General features: G+C 49.9%; 18 protein-coding genes, 1 pseudogene and 1 other annotated feature. Of the genes and pseudogenes, 3 read left to right on the plus strand and 16 right to left on the minus strand.

Going from position 1 to position 20,066, the window contains the following annotated elements; all coding sequences use genetic code 11:
- Nucleotides 1-121 precede the first annotated feature (121 nt).
- The 9 genes from dnaK to gpr form a co-directional block, all read right to left on the minus strand.
- Nucleotides 122-1,951: a molecular chaperone DnaK gene (gene dnaK, locus JG50_RS0114120; protein ID WP_033101746.1), complete on the minus strand. Its 1,830-nt coding sequence runs from the start codon at nucleotides 1,949-1,951 to the stop codon at nucleotides 122-124.
- A 47-nt stretch (nucleotides 1,952-1,998) separates the two neighbouring features.
- Entirely contained in the window at nucleotides 1,999-2,616 is a 618-nt protein-coding gene (gene grpE / locus JG50_RS0114125) for a nucleotide exchange factor GrpE (RefSeq protein WP_052154349.1), read from the minus strand.
- 11 nt (nucleotides 2,617-2,627) lie between these two features.
- Entirely contained in the window at nucleotides 2,628-4,172 is a 1,545-nt protein-coding gene (locus JG50_RS0114130) for a TCP-1/cpn60 chaperonin family protein (RefSeq protein ID WP_052154350.1), read from the minus strand.
- A 77-nt stretch (nucleotides 4,173-4,249) separates the two neighbouring features.
- On the minus strand, nucleotides 4,250-5,275 hold the full coding sequence (hrcA, locus tag JG50_RS0114135; RefSeq protein WP_033101748.1) for a heat-inducible transcriptional repressor HrcA: 1,026 nt from the start codon (nucleotides 5,273-5,275) through the stop codon (nucleotides 4,250-4,252).
- A gap of 94 nt (nucleotides 5,276-5,369) precedes the next feature.
- Entirely contained in the window at nucleotides 5,370-6,521 is a 1,152-nt protein-coding gene (gene hemW / locus JG50_RS0114140) for a radical SAM family heme chaperone HemW (RefSeq protein WP_033101749.1), read from the minus strand.
- Between the two features lie 113 nt (nucleotides 6,522-6,634).
- A complete protein-coding gene (gene lepA, locus JG50_RS0114145; RefSeq protein ID WP_033101750.1) occupies nucleotides 6,635-8,449 on the minus strand; it encodes a translation elongation factor 4 in 1,815 nt (604 codons plus the stop codon).
- A 334-nt stretch (nucleotides 8,450-8,783) separates the two neighbouring features.
- Complete coding sequence (locus JG50_RS0114150; protein WP_033101751.1) at nucleotides 8,784-9,134, minus strand: DUF3679 domain-containing protein; 351 nt, start codon at nucleotides 9,132-9,134, stop codon at nucleotides 8,784-8,786.
- 9 nt (nucleotides 9,135-9,143) lie between these two features.
- On the minus strand, nucleotides 9,144-10,298 hold the full coding sequence (gene spoIIP / locus JG50_RS0114155) for a stage II sporulation protein P (protein WP_033101752.1): 1,155 nt from the start codon (nucleotides 10,296-10,298) through the stop codon (nucleotides 9,144-9,146).
- Between the two features lie 325 nt (nucleotides 10,299-10,623).
- Entirely contained in the window at nucleotides 10,624-11,727 is a 1,104-nt protein-coding gene (gpr, locus tag JG50_RS0114160) for a GPR endopeptidase (RefSeq protein WP_033101753.1), read from the minus strand.
- 162 nt (nucleotides 11,728-11,889) lie between these two features.
- Between gpr and rpsT the strand changes: the two genes are divergently transcribed.
- The gene (gene rpsT / locus JG50_RS0114165) at nucleotides 11,890-12,156 is read left to right on the plus strand and encodes a 30S ribosomal protein S20 (protein WP_033101754.1); all 267 of its coding nucleotides are present in this window, start codon (nucleotides 11,890-11,892) and stop codon (nucleotides 12,154-12,156) included.
- A gap of 47 nt (nucleotides 12,157-12,203) precedes the next feature.
- Here rpsT and JG50_RS18365 read toward each other — a convergent pair.
- Both JG50_RS18365 and trpS read right to left on the minus strand, forming a co-directional pair.
- Nucleotides 12,204-12,798: pseudogene (locus JG50_RS18365) on the minus strand (sterol desaturase family protein).
- Nucleotides 12,799-12,984: 186 nt separating this feature from the next.
- A complete protein-coding gene (gene trpS / locus JG50_RS0114175; protein ID WP_033101755.1) occupies nucleotides 12,985-13,962 on the minus strand; it encodes a tryptophan--tRNA ligase in 978 nt (325 codons plus the stop codon).
- Nucleotides 13,963-14,059: 97 nt separating this feature from the next.
- Nucleotides 14,060-14,288, minus strand: a binding site (T-box leader).
- Nucleotides 14,289-14,455: 167 nt separating this feature from the next.
- Between trpS and JG50_RS0114180 the strand changes: the two genes are divergently transcribed.
- On the plus strand, nucleotides 14,456-14,965 hold the full coding sequence (locus tag JG50_RS0114180; protein ID WP_033101756.1) for a CcdC family protein: 510 nt from the start codon (nucleotides 14,456-14,458) through the stop codon (nucleotides 14,963-14,965).
- 155 nt (nucleotides 14,966-15,120) lie between these two features.
- Here JG50_RS0114180 and JG50_RS0114185 read toward each other — a convergent pair whose 3' ends face one another.
- Nucleotides 15,121-15,585 (minus strand): DUF523 domain-containing protein, encoded by a 465-nt coding sequence (locus JG50_RS0114185; protein ID WP_033101757.1) that lies wholly within the window; start codon nucleotides 15,583-15,585, stop codon nucleotides 15,121-15,123.
- A 189-nt stretch (nucleotides 15,586-15,774) separates the two neighbouring features.
- Between JG50_RS0114185 and JG50_RS0114190 the strand changes: the two genes are divergently transcribed.
- Complete coding sequence (locus JG50_RS0114190; protein ID WP_081943951.1) at nucleotides 15,775-17,091, plus strand: phytoene desaturase family protein; 1,317 nt, start codon at nucleotides 15,775-15,777, stop codon at nucleotides 17,089-17,091.
- A gap of 14 nt (nucleotides 17,092-17,105) precedes the next feature.
- On the opposite strand, the gene JG50_RS0114195 is transcribed toward JG50_RS0114190, so the two are convergent.
- The 4 genes from JG50_RS0114195 to JG50_RS0114210 form a co-directional block, all read right to left on the minus strand.
- On the minus strand, nucleotides 17,106-17,681 hold the full coding sequence (locus JG50_RS0114195) for a hypothetical protein (protein ID WP_033101759.1): 576 nt from the start codon (nucleotides 17,679-17,681) through the stop codon (nucleotides 17,106-17,108).
- 71 nt (nucleotides 17,682-17,752) lie between these two features.
- Complete coding sequence (gene holA, locus JG50_RS0114200) at nucleotides 17,753-18,775, minus strand: DNA polymerase III subunit delta (protein ID WP_033101822.1); 1,023 nt, start codon at nucleotides 18,773-18,775, stop codon at nucleotides 17,753-17,755.
- Between the two features lie 18 nt (nucleotides 18,776-18,793).
- A complete protein-coding gene (locus JG50_RS0114205; RefSeq protein WP_033101760.1) occupies nucleotides 18,794-19,474 on the minus strand; it encodes an anti-sigma factor family protein in 681 nt (226 codons plus the stop codon).
- A complete protein-coding gene (locus tag JG50_RS0114210) occupies nucleotides 19,456-20,013 on the minus strand; it encodes an RNA polymerase sigma factor (RefSeq protein ID WP_033101761.1) in 558 nt (185 codons plus the stop codon). The genes JG50_RS0114205 and JG50_RS0114210 overlap by 19 nt, the downstream gene beginning before the upstream one ends.
- Nucleotides 20,014-20,066: the final 53 nt, after the last annotated feature.

Genomic DNA, 20,066 nt, shown 5'->3' on the forward strand with positions numbered 1-20,066 from the left:
TCTACCGATCACAAAGCTTTTGGTTCAATCCCACAAAAAGAGAAAAGCCATGTCAAGGCAGAGCCCCGACAATGACTTTCCTCGTCGAGGAGAACTCTTTCCTCTCCTCCGTAAATGATCTTTATTTATCTTCTTTTACTTCTTCATACTCGGCGTCGACAACGTTGTCATCCTTTTTCGAAGCCTTTTCACCGCCTTGGTTTTGCGCCGCCTGTTGCTGCATTTGTTCATAAAGTTTGATGGACAGTTGTTGAACCGCTTGTTCCAGCTCCTCTGTCGCTTTTTTAATCGCGTCGTCATCGTCCTGTTCCAACGCTTTTTTCAAATTGTCTTTGGCAGCGTTCGCTTTTTCCACATCGGCGCTGTCCACTTTGTCGCCAAGGTCTTTGATCGTTTTTTCTGCCGTGAAAATCAGTTGGTCTGCCTTATTGCGAAGCTCCACTTTTTCTTTGCGCTTCCGGTCTTGATCTGCGTACATTTCCGCTTCTTTTACCATGCGTTCAATCTCTTCGTCGCTCAATCCGCTAGAAGACTGAATGGTGATCGCCTGGCTTTTGCCGGTTGCCTTATCCTTGGCCGACACGTTCACGATTCCGTTGGCATCGATCTTAAAGGTTACCTCGATTTGCGGAATCCCGCGCGGAGCCGGAGGAATATCGGTCAACTGGAAGCGTCCGAGCGTCTTGTTGTCCGCAGCCATCGGGCGTTCTCCTTGCAACACGTGGATGTCAACCGAGGTTTGATTGTCAGCCGCAGTGGAGAAGATCTGCGATTTTTCCGTCGGAATCGTCGTGTTGCGCTCGATCAGTTTAGTGAAAACGCCGCCCAGCGTTTCAATTCCCAGCGAGAGCGGGGTAACGTCCAGCAATACGATATCCTTCACATCCCCGGAGAGCACGCCGCCCTGGATCGCTGCACCCATGGCCACTACTTCATCAGGGTTTACCCCTTTGCTCGGCTCTTTGCCAATCAGGCGTTTGATCGCTTCCTGAACAGCCGGAATCCGGGTCGATCCTCCGACCAGAATCACTTTATCGATATCGCTCGGCTGAAGACCTGCATCGCTCAATGCCTGACGGGTCGGCCCCATCGTGCGTTCAATGAGATCGGCACTCAGCTCTTCAAACTTGGCCCGCGTCAGGGTAACTTCGAGATGCTTTGGTCCCGTTTCATCGGAAGCCAGGAACGGAAGCGAAATCGTTGTTGTCAAAAGACCGGACAAATCTTTTTTCGCTTTTTCCGCTTCGGCTTTCAAACGCTGAAGCGCAGCGCTGTCATTGCGCAGATCAATTCCGTTTTCCTTTTTAAACTCCTCAATCAGATAATCAATGATCACTTGGTCGAAGTCATCCCCGCCCAGCTTGTTATCCCCGCTGGTGGCCAAAACTTCAAATACACCGTCACCAAGTTCCAAAATGGAAACGTCGAACGTACCGCCGCCGAGGTCAAACACGAGAATTTTCTGATCTTCCGCTTTGTCGAGACCGTAAGCGAGAGCAGCTGCGGTCGGCTCGTTGATGATGCGCAGCACTTCCAACCCGGCGATCCGTCCGGCATCTTTCGTCGCCTGACGCTGGCTGTCATTAAAGTATGCCGGCACAGTGATGACAGCCTGGGTAACCGGCTCTTCAAGATAAGCTTCGGCATCCTGTTTCAGCTTTTGCAGAATCATCGCCGAAATTTCCTGCGGGGTATATGATTTATCATCGATTTTTACCTTATGGTTGGTACCCATATGGCGCTTGATCGAAATCACGGTTTTGTCCGGGTTGGTAATTGCTTGCCGTTTGGCCGCTTCACCGACGAGACGTTCGCCCGTCTTGGAAAAACCGACCACGGATGGAGTGGTGCGGGCACCTTCCGCGTTGGGGATAACAACGACTTCGCTTCCATCCATGAAAGCAACGCAAGAGTTCGTTGTACCCAAGTCAATCCCGATAACTTTACCCATAGACTACTACCTCCTACCTGTTTTCACAAAGGTAAATGAACCTTTTCTCATTTGCTCACTTTTACCATGGAAGGACGGATCACACGATCCAAATAGCGATATCCCGGCTGAAGTTCTTCCACAATCGTTCCGGGTTCATGACTGCTGCTTTCAACTTGCATGACGGCATTATGTTCATGAGGGTCAAACGGTCTGCCCTCGGTTTCAATAAGGGTGAGTCCCGCCTGGGATAAAGCGTTCAAAAACTGGCGGTAAACCATTTCGATCCCTTCCTGCAACGTCTTTACATTCCCGCTGTCATCAGCTGCATCCAGAGCACGCTCGAAGTTGTCCAGAACGGGAAGAAGCGATTCCAAGAGAGGAACTACGCTATATTTTATAGCATCTTCTTTTTCTTTGCGCGCCCTGCGCCGATAATTTTCCAAATCGGCAAGCGCGCGCATGTAATGCTCCCGATGCTGCTCGGCCTTCGCCTGCCAGTTCTCAGCTTCTTTTTTTGCTTCCTCCAATTCCCGCTTCAAGGCGGAAATCACTTCATCGGGAGAAGCTGAATTTTCCGGAGAAGTATCTCCAGTATGTACGCTTTCTTGCCCCTCAGCTTCGTTCTTGCCCGAAAAAGGTTGGCTGCCAGCGTTTGGCTGGAGCTCTTCTCTTTCTCGATCCATTTTCAATCCTCCTATCCTGACTGTTCAGAGATCGGAACCGGCTTCATCTTCACGATGGTATGGATGCGCAAAATGGCAACGGCTACTTCACCGGCAGTTTTTAAGGCATTTGCCTTGACGGGAAGCGGATCAACAACACCCATTTCCACCATGTCCACAATCGTTCCGCGGTCGCAATCAATGCCCAGAGAATCGGATTGCCGTTTCATCTGAAGCGCTTTGACCGCCTCGATTTTTTCCAGCGGATTAAAGCCTGCATTGGCCACAACCTGACTCATCGGGCGTTCCAAACATTCTGCCACAACAGAAACGCCAAACCGCTCCATTCCCTGCACCATATCACGAAAGCGCTCAACATCGCGGGCGAGCGCCAATTCAACCGCACCTCCGCCGGGCAAAAATCCTCCGCACACGGCTGCTTGCACGGCCGATGCTGCATCTTTGGCAATCCTTTCCCGCTCTCTTACAACCTCTTCCGTTTGTGCACCCACGATCAATGTGGCCATCGGACGTCCTTTACCGCCGAGAATGCGCAGTTTGCCAAGGCGCTCATCATCGATCACGCCTGCACAGGAACCCAGAGTCGATTCCAAAGCCTCGAGCGACTTTTTCAGTCCGCTCCTTGTTACGATCCGTGCACCCGTATGTTCGGCGACCTCTTCCAGGTCCGCTTGGCTGACATCCGTTACCACAATCACTCCTGCATCGGTCAGAACCTCTTCCGCATAGGGATCCACCCCTTTGGAAGTGACGATCAGCCCCACTTGCAAATGGATCAGATGTTCCAATAGGACATAAAAAGCTTCATTTACATTTTCCTGTTTCGCCGAAGCTTCGCCAGCACCGTTCTTTTCCGCCGAATCAGGTTCCAGGGCATCGCTCAGAACCAAAACGCGCGTGTGATCCTTTTTGCGCGGCATTTGCTGATTCATCCGCTGCCGGTTGATCACCATTCCCGAAAAGACGCTGTTATCCACACGCGGATGAGCGATGATGCAATCGGCGAGCTTGAAGTTCTGATCCAATAATTTCTCGCGTCCCACCAAATGGGCAGCCTCAATGACGGCCATCGTAATATCTTCGTTTTCCCTGCTGGCGGTAAAAGCGATCCGTTGCAGCCATTCATCATCTAATTCGTAAATCGGTCTTGCTTTTTCCTTCATTTTACGCAACGCAAACCGAATTCCGCGATCGATTCCGGCGATGACCTTCGTCACGGGTACGCCCTTCACCACCTGTTTTACGCCTTCTTCCACCAGCGCTGCGGTTAGCAACGTTGCCGTCGTCGTTCCGTCTCCGACTTCTTCCTGCTGAGACTTGGCTACATTGACAATCATTTTGGCTGCAGGATGACTGATTTCCATACGATCCAGAATCGTGACACCATCATTGGTCACAATCACCCGATGGTTGTCATCGACCAGCATCGTGTCCAACCCTTTAGGTCCCAATGTGGAAGCGACTGCAGAAGCCACTGACCTGACTGCATCCGCATTGCTTTTTAGAGCTGAGAGCCGGGTCTCGTCCTTCACCGTTACGTATTCATGATCAGGCACCTTGGCTTCCCTTCCTTTCTATATATAGGGAGAGGGATTCAGCAACTGAACCCCCAAAGATGCGTAAACTCCTGTTCTCACTCAAACCATGCACTGATCCGTCTGGAAAAATCATGAGCCAAAAATTCAAGAACGCCGATCACCCGACCATAATTCATCCGCGTCGGGCCGAGCACACCGATCGTGCCAACAGGTTCGCCATTTATCATATAGGAAGCAGTGATAATGCTGCAATCATTTACTGCCTCCAAATCATTTTCATCCCCGATCCGCACTTGAACCCCTTCTTTGTCGGAGTTGAACAATTGAACCAGCACCGTACTTTCTTCGACCAGATCCAGGATCGATTTCATTTTTTCCACGTCCCGGAACTCCGGCTGGTCCAGAATTCGGGTTGTGCCACTGGTATAAACGCGTTCTTCCAGCTCTGCTTTTAAAATGGTATCCAACAGATCCGTCAACTTATCAAAATGCTCCACATGCCGTTTTAGCTCTTCTGACAGTTCATGCTTGACAATCGCCTTTAACTTCGCGATCGGTACCCCCGTCAGCCGATAATTGAGCAGATTGACTAATCGTTCAATTGCGGACAGAGAAACGCCCTCCGGGACGATCACATGCTGCCGATGAACATATCCCGTATCGGTCACCAGAATGCTGACAGCGGCACGATCATGCAACGGTACAATCTGCAAGGCTTTTAGCTTGCTCTCAGACAATCTCGGCCCCAGAATAAACGTCATGTAATTGGTCATTTGGGACAGAATGGAATTTGCGTGTTTAATCGCTTGTTCCACATGATCAACTTTCATGGCATAAAAATCGTGCAGGGCCATCAGATCATCTTTTGACCACATATACGGTTGTAACAAATGGTCCACGTAAAAACGATACCCTTTTTGTGAAGGTATTCTTCCGGCAGATGTATGCGGTTGCTCCAAAAACCCCATCTCTTCCAGATCAGCCATTTCGTTGCGAATCGTGGCCGCGCTAAACCCGACACCCTTCTTTTTGGAAACAGTACGGGAGCCGACAGGTTCAGCCGAAACGATATAATCGTCGATGACGGCCCAGAGAATCCGTTTTTGTCGCTCAGTTAACATCTGCCTCCCCTCCTTGTTAGCACTCCAAGGAAACGAGTGCTAAAAATACTAATTTAAAATTACCAAACGGGAAATATGATGTCAATTGGTCCGCTTATAATTCCACGCCACCGAGAAATGAGGCAAATACCTCATTGCCAAAGAGAAGCCCCTGTTCAGTCAGGGCGATGCGGTCTCCCTGCTGCACCAATCGCTTTTGTTCAAATAATTGCCGCAAAACGCTGCCAAACGCATCCTCGATGCTGACCCCGAAACGTTCCCTGAACCGTGACCGGCTTACACCTGCGAGCAAGCGCAAGCCCAGAATCATGAAATTCTCAATCTCTTCTTCCCGTTCGACGCGATACGATTCAGCCACAGGACGCCTGCCGGCCGTCAAACGCGCAATATATTCTTTGACCCCTTTGATATTGGCATAGCGAACCCCTTCCACGTATCCGTGCGCCCCTGTTCCCAGTCCATAATACTCTTCGTTGAGCCAATACGTGCAATTGTGCCTGCTCTCAAATCCCGGCTGCGCAAAATTGCTCACTTCATATTGCTCATAGCCGTGCTGTTTCAAATGGGAGCGCAGCATCTGATACATGGTGAACTCCTCATCATCGGAGGGCAACGGCAGTTCATTTCGTTCATACAAATGGTGAAAAAGCGTCCCTTCCTCGATTTTCAGGCTGTAGCAGGAAAAGTGCTCGGGTCCCAGTGCAATCGCCGATTCCAGCGTCTGTTTCATATCTTCCACTGTCTGTGTCGGCAGGCCGAACATCAAATCGAGGGAAATATTCGCAAAACCGGCCTCCCGTGCCAGCCGGACGCTTTGTCCGATCTCTTCAACCCCGTGAATGCGCCCGATCCGCTGAAGCAGATCAGGACGAAACGTTTGGGCGCCAAAACTGATGCGATTAACCCCGCCCTCGAGCATGGCTTCCAGCAGTTCCGGACCGGTGGTGCCGGGATTGGCCTCGACCGTGAATTCACAGTCGGCGGCCCGGTTCGGGAAATAGCGGCGAATATCGTCCAGCAATTTCCTCATCTGAGCCGGTGTCAGGACAGTGGGCGTTCCTCCGCCGATAAAAATCGAGCGGATCTCAGCCGGGGGAGTTTCTGCCACAGCGAGAGCCATCTCCCGTCCGAGGGCGGAAAGATAATCATCCACCGGCTGCCCGTTCACGACATAAGCAGTAAAATCGCAGTAATGGCATTTATTTGTACAAAAAGGAATATGAATGTATACGGCTTGGGGCGGCATTTGCCCACCTCCTAAAAATGCCGCAAGCAACAGGCCGCGTGTCCGGCAAATCGGGCAAGCCTTCCCTGCTGACGGACGTTCCGGCATCGATGCTTACGGCATGGTTGATGTGATTATTTGTCGTCGATTTTCAACACGGCCATAAAAGCTTCCTGCGGCACCTCGACGCTGCCGACCGCTTTCATCCGCTTTTTCCCTTCTTTCTGTTTCTCCAGCAATTTGCGTTTCCGGCTGATATCCCCGCCGTAGCATTTGGCCAGCACGTTTTTGCGCATGGCACTGATCGTTTCCCGCGCAACCACTTTATTGCCGATGGCCGCTTGGATCGGCACTTCAAACATCTGGCGCGGAATCAATTTTTTCAGTTTTTCCACCAGGGCGCGGCCGCGATGGTATGCGCGATCGCGATGCACAATAAAGGAAAGGGCATCGACGACTTCGCCATTCAGCAGGATATCCATTTTGACAAGATTGGACGGCTTGTAGCCGATCAGTTCATAGTCGAAGGAGGCATACCCTTTTGTCCCTGATTTCAGCTGGTCGAAGAAGTCATAAACGATTTCTGCGAGCGGCAATTCATAAACGAGGCTGACGCGGTTGGTATCAATATACGTCATATCGACATATTGACCGCGTTTGTTCTGGCAAATCTCCATTACAGCCCCAACATAATCATTCGGCACCAAAATGGTGGCCTTCACATAAGGTTCTTCCACCCGATCGATTTTTTGCTGCGGCGGCATCAGTGTCGGATTTTCGATCTCCAGCACGGATCCGTCGGTCTGATACACCTTGTAAACAACGCTTGGAGCAGTAGTGATGAGCTGCACGCCAAATTCGCGCTCAATCCGCTCCTGAATAATCTCCATGTGAAGCAGACCGAGGAAACCCGCGCGAAAACCAAATCCGAGCGCACTTGAGGTCTCCGGCTCGTAGGTGAGCGACGCATCATTCAGCTCCAATTTTTCCAGTGCTTCCCGCAAATCATCGTATTCGGAGGAATCGACCGGATACAACCCGCAAAACACCATCGGATTAATGCGGCGATACCCGGGCAGCGGCTCTTTGGCCGGGCGGTCCGCATCGGTGATCGTATCCCCCACGCGCGTATCCTTGACGTTTTTGATGTTGGCACAAACGTATCCAACCTCACCGACGGAAAGCTGTTCCATCGGAACCTGATGGGGCGTAAAAGCCCCCACTTCGGTAATTTCATATGTTTTACCCGTGGCCATCATTTTCATGCGCATGCCTTTTTTAATCGTTCCGTCGACGACACGCATATAAATGATGACACCCCGGTACGAATCATAAACGGAGTCAAAGATCAGCGCACGAAGCGGAGCATCGGGATCACCTTCCGGAGCCGGCACCTTTTCCACAATCCGCTCCAAAATCTCTTCGATGCCGATCCCCGCCTTGGCCGATGCGAGAACTGCATCGCTGGCATCCAGTCCGATCACATCTTCAATCTCCTGTTTGACGCGCTCCGGTTCCGCGCTGGGCAAGTCAATTTTATTGATAACGGGAATGATTTCCAGGTCATTTTCAAGCGCCAGATAAACATTGGCCAACGTTTGCGCTTCCACTCCCTGCGAGGCATCGACGACCAGCAGGGCGCCTTCGCACGCCTGAAGGCTTCTCGACACCTCATAGGTAAAATCCACATGACCCGGTGTATCAATCAAGTTCAGAATGTACTCTTTCCCGTCTTTTCCTTTATACGGAAGGCGAACCGACTGCAATTTGATGGTGATGCCGCGCTCCCGTTCCAAATCCATTTTGTCCAGGAACTGCTCCTGCATCTCCCGTTCGGTCAGCGCTCCCGTCTTTTCCAAGATTCGGTCAGCGAGTGTCGATTTCCCATGGTCGATATGGGCAATGATGGAAAAGTTACGAATCATTGCACGTTGTTCTTTGTTATCCATTCCCGTTCATTTCCCTCCTGCATCAATCGAGGACTGCATTGCTTAATTATATCAGCCCCAAACCCTCTCTTCAATGAGTTTCCTGTCCCTGACTCTCTGAAGCGATGACAAAATCGGTCATGACTCGCCGCCACAACCAGCGGAAAGCCAGACACGGCCGGGAAGCGAAACCGCCGAACGGACATCTGGAACACAGGGAGGCCGGAGCCGACGGCTGCTGCAACGCGTTTTCACACAAAACATTCTTATCTTATTAAATGCACAAATTAAATACACAAAAAAAGACAAAGGAACATCATGCTCCTTTGCCCCCGTATACAACTCCTGCCTATCTTTACTCGGCCAGGGCAAAAATGAAATTCATCACCTTACGGGAAAGGTTTTTGAGCCCCGTTCCCACTTCGTTTCCCACCACCGCCAAATAATTGGTTCCGTTTTTCTCCTGTTGGCTGGTTACCGTCTCTCTTACTTTCGCTGCCACCTTTGGCACGGGATTTTTCGTTTCAACGACTTGTCCCAGCACCGCGATTTCGATTTTTCCATCCTGTGGAGTAATCTGGATCGCGCGCGGCGCCCCCATGGTTCCCTGCATCTTTTGCATATTTTGCTCAGCCCTGTCGATTCCGACGAAAATCCCCGTCACCAACATTCCGATCATACAAACGATCTGCACCAAAACGCGCATCCTGTCACCTCATTTACCTGCCTCCGTTGCATCCGGCCGGGCTGTAACCACGGTTCCCTCATGGATTATATCGGCCAAAACCCGGGCCAAAACCTCAATCGACCGATTCGCTTCAGCGAATGAATTATCCACCCCGCCCACTTCAACCAGCATGCTGTTGGGCGATAAAGATTGATTATATTCCCCGTTGTTCCCATTTCCTCTCTCTTTAATAATCACCGCCCGGGACAAACCGGGATATAACTCGTTGATCCGCTTGTGCATCTCGCGGGCAAGGCTCAGGTTGTCCTCAAAGTGCGTGCTCGCCTTGCCGACTACAAACGCGAGCCTCGCATACGGTTTGCCGTCAAACACTTTTGTCGTCTTGTCGCGCCTGCGTGAATCGCGATGAATATCGATCATATAACTGATGCTGTGGTATTGCTTCAAGACAGAGAGCACCATTTTGCGCGATTGCACATACGCACCGGAATTCCATGTATACTTCCGTTCGGTTGTGACGGCGCCGATGCCCATCTTTTCCAGCTGCTTCGCCAAATGCTTGGAAACGAGGGTAATATTGCGATTCAGATCAGTGGCCTGGTCGGGATTTGTTTTATGGAGTTCCGGCAAAAAAGATTCCCAAAAATGGGTGTTATAAATAATCACTTGCTTCGTTTTGATACTTCCCGGGTCGGTGCTCGTTTTGTCTTCATCGGGATGCTCCATCGCCTTCATAATCTGTTTATCGAGGTCAGGCGGCGGCGGTGATTCGATCGGGATCGAAGTATAATCCACATCGCTGCTGGCCACGTCAATCTCGCTGTCGAACAATGCGTACAACGGCAGCTCTTTGCCCAGAAAAGTGCGTGGATCACGAAAATCGATACTCGTCATCAACTCAAACGCCGTCCGCGAGATAATCTCTTCCAAACCGGCCGTCTGAATTTTCTCCTGGAAATAGGGAATGCTTTCCCCGACGATCATGCTGAGCGTTTGCGGGGAAAGATGAGACGTCACCCTGCTGAGATCCGACCCTGTCAAACTCTGTTCCGCTTGAACCATTGCCAGCGCACCGACAAAGGAAAAAAGAACAGCCGCTGCCAAAAATAAAAACACAAACCTCTGCCTCGTTTTCGGACGCGCCATATTCAGCGTCAAGAAACCACGGTAGCGACTTCTCATTCGGTTCACCCTCTATCTGCTTGTCTCACCCTAATCTATGAAAACCGGCAAACAGGTAGAACCGATTAACTGAATTTGCTAGAAATAGATTGAGACCTCACGGCGGCCGGCAGAGAGCGGCAGGCGGAAAAGGATAAAAAATCTTGCTTTTGAAACTCAACGAGCCCCGTTCCACGCGGATGTCCCAAACTCCAAACAAGAATCCCGTTCCCCGGGGAAGCCGGACAACGGGATTCGCGCCAAATGGAAACAATATTTTGTTCTGCGAAAGTGCTTCTGCATTGCCCGCACATCTCCCGGATTAACCGGGAGGAAATCAAATGTTTTATTGCACATGCGAAGCCACATTTTTCATGGTTACAGCCTCATGCAGGGCGCAGTTCAGTCCGTTGGCGATCAATTTGGCCATATTGCCAATGAAGGAATCCACCTCCTTCGGGGTAACGATCAGATTTTGCCCCAAAGGTGCCAGCACTTCATGAATCAGTTGCCTTTTCTCATCCGAGTTCAGGCTGCCAAACATCCCCAGCATGCGGTTGCTGGTCTCCGGCGGAACTTGATAGTTTTCCAGATCTTTTACCGAAGGCCGGTTGTGAGGATCAAGCGGGTTATTTTTCACCCCGTGCAATTCCCGGCCAAGGTGGGAAATCACATAATCGATGGTGTCATGGGCAATGGTGACGGCATCCACGACGGTGGGAACACCAACGGCCAGAACGGGCACACCCAAAAACTCCTTGGTCAACGCCTTGCGATTGTTTCCGACACCGGACCCCGGCTGAATTCCCGTATCAGCAATCTGAATCGTCGTATTGACCCGGGACAAGGCCCTTGAGGCCAGTGCATCAAACGCGATCACAAAATCAGGCTTTGATTTCTGCACCACCCCGCGCACAATTTCACTCGTTTCTATCCCGGTCGTCCCGAGCACTCCCGGCGAAAGGGCGGAAACGCTGCGATACCCTTCGGCAACCGTTTCCGGCTGCAATTTAAAGAGATGACGGGTGACCAGGGTGTGCTTGACGACGAGCGGTCCGAGTGAATCCGGCGTTACATCCCAGTTTCCAATCCCCACTACCAGGCAGGAATCATTTGGCTTAATGCCGACTTCATCGAGGAAACGGCTGAATTGCTCAGCAAAATGTTGCGATACGCGCTTTTCCAGCATGGAATCTCCCGACCGAAGACCGGGCACTTCAATCGTCAGGTAAGTACCCGGCAGTTTGCCCATCTGCTCACCGGCATCTTCGCTGTCAATCCAGATCCAACTGGTCGTAATCCCGTCCTGTGTCTCTTCCTGTTTGCGAACGCCCGGAATGGAACTTCCCCGCCCTTGCTCCCGGGTCACCATGTCATGAGCTTCGCGGGCCAAATCCGTGCGAATATTGTACATACTCAAATCAATCTGGTGTTCCGACGCTTGATTCATCCAATATATCCCCTTTTTTTGCCTGTTTCCACTCTTAGTTTGCTTCTTTGCCTCTCATTTATTCTGCTCATGACCGTTGTTGCTTTTTGCAGAGCCTCATGCTAGAATATTGCATGTTGCATTATTGGGATGCGGAAACCCTTCCCTCAGGAGGTGAACGTCTTGGCAAACATTAAATCCGCAATCAAACGCGCCAAAACCAACGAAGTGCGCCGCGCCCGCAATGCTTCTCAAAAATCGGCGATGCGCACGGCCGTAAAAAAATTCTTGGCAGCCGTTGACCAACAAGATAAAGAACAAGCCGCTGTGCTTTTGAAAGCAGCAACCCGCAGCTTGGATAAAGCCGTAACCAAAGGTTTGATCCACAAAAATGCGGCTGCTCGCAAAAAATCCCGCCTCACCAAAAAATATCAGGCACTCGAAGCTTAATATCTTTCTTTTACATGAAAAAACGACCCACATCGATTGGGTCGCTTTTATTTTTTATCCGCCAATTTTCGCGCCGTCCGGCTCATCTCCACCCCGGATTCATCGGGAAAAGTCCGAAAAAGGTGATCCATGGCCGGATTGGTCACGCCAAACCAGTAATGCTCGTTCTTGAAATGGTGCAACAAATGATATTTTTTCAATTTCTTCCCCCCATGGGGTGAGAGGCTTGATCGGCCGGTGCGCGATATAATGTTTCCATTCATAATATAAATGATAGAGCACAGCACCGCTTAAAAAAGTGGTTGTGATCGCGATTTTCCCCGTCACCAGGTAAACGATGCTCCCGACGAGGACAAACTGGGGAACACTGTACCACAGCGGCAAAAAGAGCAATTCCAGTTTATCGGGGTCTTCATGATGATCATAATGTAACCGCTTTAACAGCTTCAACAAAAAAGGATGCTTCGGCGGAGGAAGATGAAATAAAAAACGATGGGCATATAGGGCGACTCCGCCCAAGAACACCGCCACCGTCACAAGACTGTTCGCCCATGCCAATGTCAACCCCAGACCGCAGACACAGACCAGACTCATCACGAAAATATCTGAAAAAAAGAAAAATTCAAATAAATAACGCCGCATCGGTTCACTCCTTTCGCGAACTTATCCTTTCTTTTCATTATAACATCCCGCGGGCGCTTCCTTCATAACTCCTTCACGGAAGATCTCGTGAATTCCCTGTCTTTCATCAATATTGATTCACCGCTTTCGGTGAGTTTCAAAATGAGGACATTCCGCCCATTGGAATGTCCTCCGCTTATTGACTCACTATAAAATCCCCATCGCATCTTTCATTTGTCGCAATGTCTTCTCCGCAACTGCACCTGCTTTTTCCGCACCGATTTTCAGCACATCATCCAAATAGGAAGAACCGCGGATTTCCCGGAACTTCTCCTGGATCGGCTGCAAGTGCTGAACAGTTGCTTCCGCCAGGTCTTTTTTAAACTGGCCATAACCGGCACCTTCATATTGCCGTTCCAGTTCGGAAATCGTTTTGCCGGAGAGCAGGCTGTAAATGGAAAGCAGATTACTCACACCCGGTTTGTTTTCCGGGTCATAGCGAACCAGGTTTTCCGAATCGGTAACGGCGCGCTTGATTTTTTTCTCAATCAATTTCGGCTCATCGAGCAGCGTGATGTTGCTGTACGCCCCTTCCGTGCTTTTGCTCATCTTTTTCTCCGGATTATCGAGGGACATGATGCGGGCTCCCACTTTGCCGATCAACGGCTCGGGGATTGTAAAGATTTCTTTGTAATCGCGGTTAAACCGTTCAGCAATATCCCTCGTCAACTCCAAGTGCTGCTTTTGATCCTCACCGACGGGAACATGTGTCGCATGATAGAGCAAAATATCACCGGCCATCAATACCGGATAGGTATACAAGCCTGCCGTCACCGCTTCAGATCCTTTGCTTTTCTCCTTAAATTGAATCATGCGGTTAAGCTCGCCAACGCGGGCTACACACTGCAACAACCAGCATGCTTCCGCATGGGCGGGAATCTGGGATTGGACAAAGATCGTCGCTTTTTCGGGATCAATCCCGATCGCCAGGTAAAGCGCCGCCACATCCCGCGTTTTCTCCAACAGCTGACGGGGATCCTGGGGAACGGTATGGGAATGGAGATTGACTACACAAAAATAACATTCCGCCTCATTCTGCAACTCAACGAATTGCTTCATGGCGCCAAGATAATTGCCTATATGGATATTGCCGGTCGGTTGGACACCGGATAAGACACGTTTCATCTTCTCACTCCTTTTGAACCATCATGATTTGCCGGCATTTGGCAGGATCGCGATTGACCCGGCCTGCAACAATTTCACACAAAAAAGCCCGTCCCCGGCAAGGGACGAGCTGATTCTCGCGGTACCACCCTTCTTTGCCTCTCCTGTACATCAGAGAGGCACACTCTTAGCTATAACGGGATCATCCCGGTTTTCCCTACTTGATATGGCATCGTTAAGGAAAACAGCTCCAAAGCCCATTCATGCGGCCGGCTGATTGGCTCGCACCCTCCGCCAACTCTCTGCACAGCCACTGCCGCATTACTATTCTTTCTCATCGCTGCTTGTTCTATGTTATTTTCGTTTGTACCGGCTCTAGGTATGAGGCAGGCATTGCCGGCAAAAGATACTTATTGAAATGTATTTTCCTGCAATTTTGCTGAAAAGTCAAGCATACTTATTTACAAACCCCGGGAATTGTGCTAGCTTTTTTCTAGAAACAGGAGGGACGGTTATGGTGCATTCCTTTCCGATCAGTTTAAATTTTGTAGCCCCGATTTTTGCTTTAATCATGGCCTCCATGGTGATTGTCATCCGCCTGCGGGCAACCAATAAGCCAACGAACGCGAGAAAAATTCTCATCCCTCCACTGGGCATGAGCACGGGTTTCCTGATGTTTCTCTACCCGCCGATGCGCGTTCCATGGGCTTGGGCCGGGGTCGCTTTTTTGGCCGGTGCCCTTTTGTTTTCGTACCCTCTGATCAAAACATCTCATTTTGAAATGATCGATGGCAAAGTTTATCTGAAACGTTCGCGCGCTTTTATTCTCATCCTGATCGGTCTGTTTATCCTGCGCATGGTACTCCATGACTATCTCGAACACCTGATCAGCGTGGAACAAACAGCGGCGCTCTTCTTCATCCTTGCGTTTGGCATGCTGTTGCCATGGCGACTGGCAATGTATCTGAAATACAGGAAATTGCAAGAGAAAAACTCCTTGGAAAAAGCCAATGCCGAAGCCTAGCCCCCACCTTGTCCGGGGGCTTTTTTTTCATGAAAATGCGCCGCAGATCGGGGGTTGGTCCTTTGTTTCGGATGGCTGGTCCGGGTGGCACCTTCTTCCGCCAAAAATGCAGGCTTTCATTCTTTATCATCGGATTTATTCTTTCGTTTCATCCATTATATTCTTTTTTCTGAAAAGGTGTCCTCCGAAATCACTTTAATCCCTTTTCGTCGCAGCAAGGCAGTGGTCACGCCGGCACCCGGGTTCGTTTTCCCCTGGAAAGTGCCGTCATAGATGCAGCAACTGCCGCAAGACGGACTTTTTTCTTTTAAAATGGCTTCGTTCGCTCCCACCGTCTTCGCGATGCGATACGTTTCATAGGCTCCCCGGATAAAGGCATCGGTTACATCATTGCCTTGGTTGTCGATCACACGTGCTTTTCCTTCCAGCACATCGTCCCCGTCACCGCCGACAATCTCAGCCGGATTTCTGGGAGTGGACAGTCCGCCGAGCTGTTCCGGACAGACCGGGATCGCCTCCCCTTCCCTGATCAATTTTTGAATCGCCTCCACCGCATTGTGCCGTCCGTCATAGCGGCAGTGAATGCCGGCAAAACAGGCACTGACCACTTTTTTGGTCACTTTGCCCCCTCCTTTGCTTCTCAGATGCTTTCGTTTATCTTCCTCAATCATAACACGCCTACAGATTCGCACGAAATTTGCGAACATGAATAAAACACTATCCGATTCATTTCAAACTTGTTACAATAGTGTAAGTGGTTGATACAAGATGGTTTAAAATGTAACCGTTTCCCAAGGAGTGTGTTTCTTGTGTCTGATAAAGTGATTGTAGTGGGTGGAGGACTTGCCGGACTGAGCGCCGCAGCTCGACTCGCTTACAATGGTTGCAAAGTAACCTTGCTGGAAAAGGCACCGAAGCTCGGAGGGCGCGCAATTTCCATTCCGATGAAAGGGTTTAATTTCAATTTTGGAGCCCATGCCATTTATGCGCGAGATAAATCGATCCTGCGCAAGTATGAACATGAAATCGGACTGAAGGTTGACTGGAAAGATTTTTCACCTTCCAAAGCCTTTTATGACATGGGAACTTTCACCACCCCCATGCCTGCAACACTCGAAGGATTGTATCGCACCAAAGTGTTGGATTCACAGAATAAATGGCGCTTTGCTTACGAAGTCTTCAAAACGATGTCTTCTCTTGAACGGGGAGAACCCGGCGTGTTAATCGGAGATTATCTGCAAAAGGAAACTCCCCAAGTGAGGGATCTTTTGTTGACCATCGCTTCATCCAACTTTTTTACCAATGAACCGGAAAAAATTCCGTCCCCCCTCTTTTTCCAATATTATAAACGGCTGTTTGCCACACAACGCGCTGTCAGCTACATCGGCGGCGGATGGCAGGCAATTGTTGATTCATTTGCGGAAATCATTGAAAAAAACGGCAGCAAAATCATCACCAAAGAAAAAGTAACCAAAATCGAACTCGATGGCAACCGGATTACCGCTGTTTATGGAAAAGAAGAAAAATACGAAGCTGATTATATTATTTTCTGCATTCCTCCAAAAGAGTTATGCCAATTGTTCGCCGACACTCCATTCGCCAAATATTTTGAGGAATACAGCCACTATGTGCCTACGCAAGTCGTTGTCTATGATGTCGGTTTAAGCGAGCGGATTTCCAGCCCGTTCACCTACATTTATCAAAAAGCGCAACGCGTCTTTATCACCGACATTTCCTACTACGATATAACCTGCGTTCCTGACGGGGGACAGCTGATGCAAGCGGTTGCCTACCTCAACGAACAAGAGATTGCAGAAGGAAAAGCGGATGAAAAAGTGGCGACTATCGAATCCGTCTATGACAAGCATTTCCCCGGCTGGCGTGAACGCCTTGTCGCCAAGCGCATTTCCAAAAAAGCGACTGTCCAGGAAATCAAATGCATTGAGGATCAACGCTTGATGCCGGTCAAATTTTACAGCTTGCCCAATGCCTACTTTGCCGGTGACTGGTGTGAAGGAGACGGACAGCTTTCGGAACTTTCCTTTAGCTCCGCTTACAACGTAACCAGCCATATCCTCGAGCATGCGGTTCCGGCGGAAGGAATGAAAAAAGCAACCAGCGCCTGATGCTGGTTGCTTTTTTACGCTCCCATCAATATGTAAACGATCGTGCCGATCAGGGTCATTCCGATGGCAACCGATGCGAACACCAATGAAAACAGCATTTTATCGCTGGCATAATCCTTTAACTCCTCCGGTGTTTTGCTGTCGATCCGACGCGCCTGACTACGCAAATGAACATTGCCGAGCAGGATCAAGAAAAGCAGAACAATAACAAAATACCACCACGAAATTCCTTCGCCAAACCGGATGTTCCCCTCGCGTATCCAAGCCTGGACGAAGAAAAAAATCCCGACGACGAACAGCAACAATGACGTGGAAGTGTAATAGGCTCCCCACTTCTCCCCCAGCTTGTCCCGTTCATACTGATAAAGCTCTCTCATCTCCGGAAAAAGATGAAGAAACGGATTGGGCGACTTCATCCACCAACTGATGAGCGGGAACAGGACAAACAGGCAACCCCAGATGAAATAAACAAGCCGGGCGGCAGGCTCCACTAAGAGGAAAACAAAGAGAAGTGCGATTATGCAAAGGTAGAACAGATTGGAGTAAATGGATTGTTTTTTTCGAAGTTCACATAAACGGTTTTCATCCATCGTTGGGGATTCCACCTTTTTTATATTTTCATAATCATTGGGCCAAAGGCCTCTCCGTGGCAACGGGAGGCTCAAGCAGAAAGGTTGACTTGGAAAAGCAGGCGTTCCACCGCCAAATGTTTGTCCACTTTTCCTGACTTGATATCTTGATCAGTCAAAATCGCCGTATCCAACAAGAGGCGCAGTTGCTGTTCGGAAAAGGCCGCTCCCTGTTTTGCCGCCAGTTTCACCGGGTAGGGATGAACCTTGAGAAATGCCGCCATCTCTTTGTCAGACATCCCCTGCCGCTGCAAGATCTTGACCTGCAGCATCAACCGAATCTGACGTGTAATCAGAGCCAGGATGCGAATCGGCTCTTCCTTTTGAAAAATCAGGTCACTCCAGATATGGAACGCTTCGTTCAATTGGCGCTTCGCTATTTTATCCGTCAGCTTAAATACATCATGCTCCAGGGTGCGCGGTACCAGTTCGGCGACAATGTCCGGTGTCACCTTTCCCCCCGCTCCGACGTAAAGGGCCAATTTGCTCACTTCCGCGTGGAGAAGCCGGAGATCAGGACCAGTCAGCATGATCAAATCAAGAACCGCTTGCGGATCTGCCTGGACATGCAATTTGGCAAACCGCCTTTCCACCCACTGAAGCAAATCCTTCCCCGCCAACAGGGGAAACTCAACGGCACGCGCATGTTTAAGCAGTTCCTTCACGATTTTTTTTCGCTTGTCAAGCTGCTCGCCGGAAACGGTTAAAACCACCACACTGGTGGACAGAGGCTGCTTTAAGTACTGGAGCAGGGCATCCGTTTCATGCTGAACGCCGCTTTTCCCTTTCCCGGCTGTCAAAAAGCGGGCATTCTGACCGATAATCAACCGCCTGTCCCCAAAAAAGGGCAGAGTTTCCGCCTCTTGCACCAGCATCTGCACCGGCGTCTCATCCAAATCAATCTGCATGAGATTACCAAAGGAGACTTCTTCCGGACTCCACCTTTTTTTCATCCATTCAATTGCTTCTTCAATCAAGAAACCTTCTTCACCATAAAAGAGATAAACGGGAGCGATGTTATCTTCCTGCCACTCTTTCAGCCATGAACGATCCATTTTCGCCACCTCTTCCTCCTAGTTTATCTCTTTTTTCTCCTTGACATCAATCATGACGGTCTGGTCGTCTTTTCCATCAGCAGACGGCAGGATCAGCCGAACGCGTTGTTTGTTTTGCCATACAACCGATGGCGAGCCGTCAACCTTCCGAAAAATGCGGCTGCGATATTGGACGCTTCCGTCCGCCTTGCGCACGATTAAATGATTTCCCTGCCAAATGGCGCAATATTGACGATCAGGTGACCAAACCTCCTGAATATTTTCCAGCTCGAATTTGGCAGCCCGATCTTTGCTCCCGTCTGTATGCTCCGGCGGAACCGGATCGGCAATTTTGGAGGCCGTATTGATGGGAATGCCCCCCCATTTGCTCAGATAAAACAGACCGATAAAGAGGAACAAGACGAGCGCAGCAGCCATCCTCCCTAATCGGAGCCAATTGTATCTCGGTTTGATCACTGTTTGCGGCTTCGTCTTCTTTTTGTCGTCCTCGATCGCCTCCAGCACCGCATCGACGACGCTGTGCGGTGGCTCCACTTTGGGAAGAAGGGATAGTTCACCGGACAGCCACTGCATCTCTTCCGCCGTTGCCCGGCATTGCGGCGACTGTTCCAGCTGCTTTTCCAGCATTTTCTTTTCTGCCGCAGTCAGATCACCATCCAAGTCACGTTGAATCCATTCCATCACTTTTTCATCTGCCAAGATACATCCCCTCCTTCCTGATATTCCGACAACCACTTTTGCAGTTGTTTGCGCGCACGAAACAAATGCGATTTGACCGTATTCAGGGGGAGTCCCATCGCTTCTGCTATCTCCTGGTAATGATAACCTTGTACATAGCGCAGGATAATCGCCGTTTGCTGTTGCAGGGGCAGACGGCGAATCGCCTGTCTCAAATCAGACAGGATCGCTCCCCGCTCCACCTCTTTAGCCGCTTTGCCATCCTCATGCTGCGGTTCTTCATCAAACAGTATGACGTTTTTCCGTTTGCGAAACAAATCGATGCATACATTGGTAACAATGCGCTGCGCCCATGTATGCAACAAAGCTTCTCCTTTATAGGAAGGGAGATATTTATATATTTTCAACAGAGCTTCTTGTGTGGCGTCCAAAGCATCCTGTTCGTTTCCCATCATATAATAAGCGGTGCGATAAAGCGATGTCTCCAATTGCTTAAGTATTTGCACAATCGCTTTCCTGTCGCCCGACTGAGCCTGTTTGATCAACTCTGAATCAAGCAACGAAATACCCCCTATATTCTTTTAGACCTGTTTGAACTGCGGCAGGTTGCAAC

The organism is Thermoactinomyces daqus (genome assembly GCF_000763315.1).
Taxonomy (GTDB): Bacteria; Bacillota; Bacilli; order Thermoactinomycetales; family Thermoactinomycetaceae; genus Thermoactinomyces_A; species Thermoactinomyces_A daqus.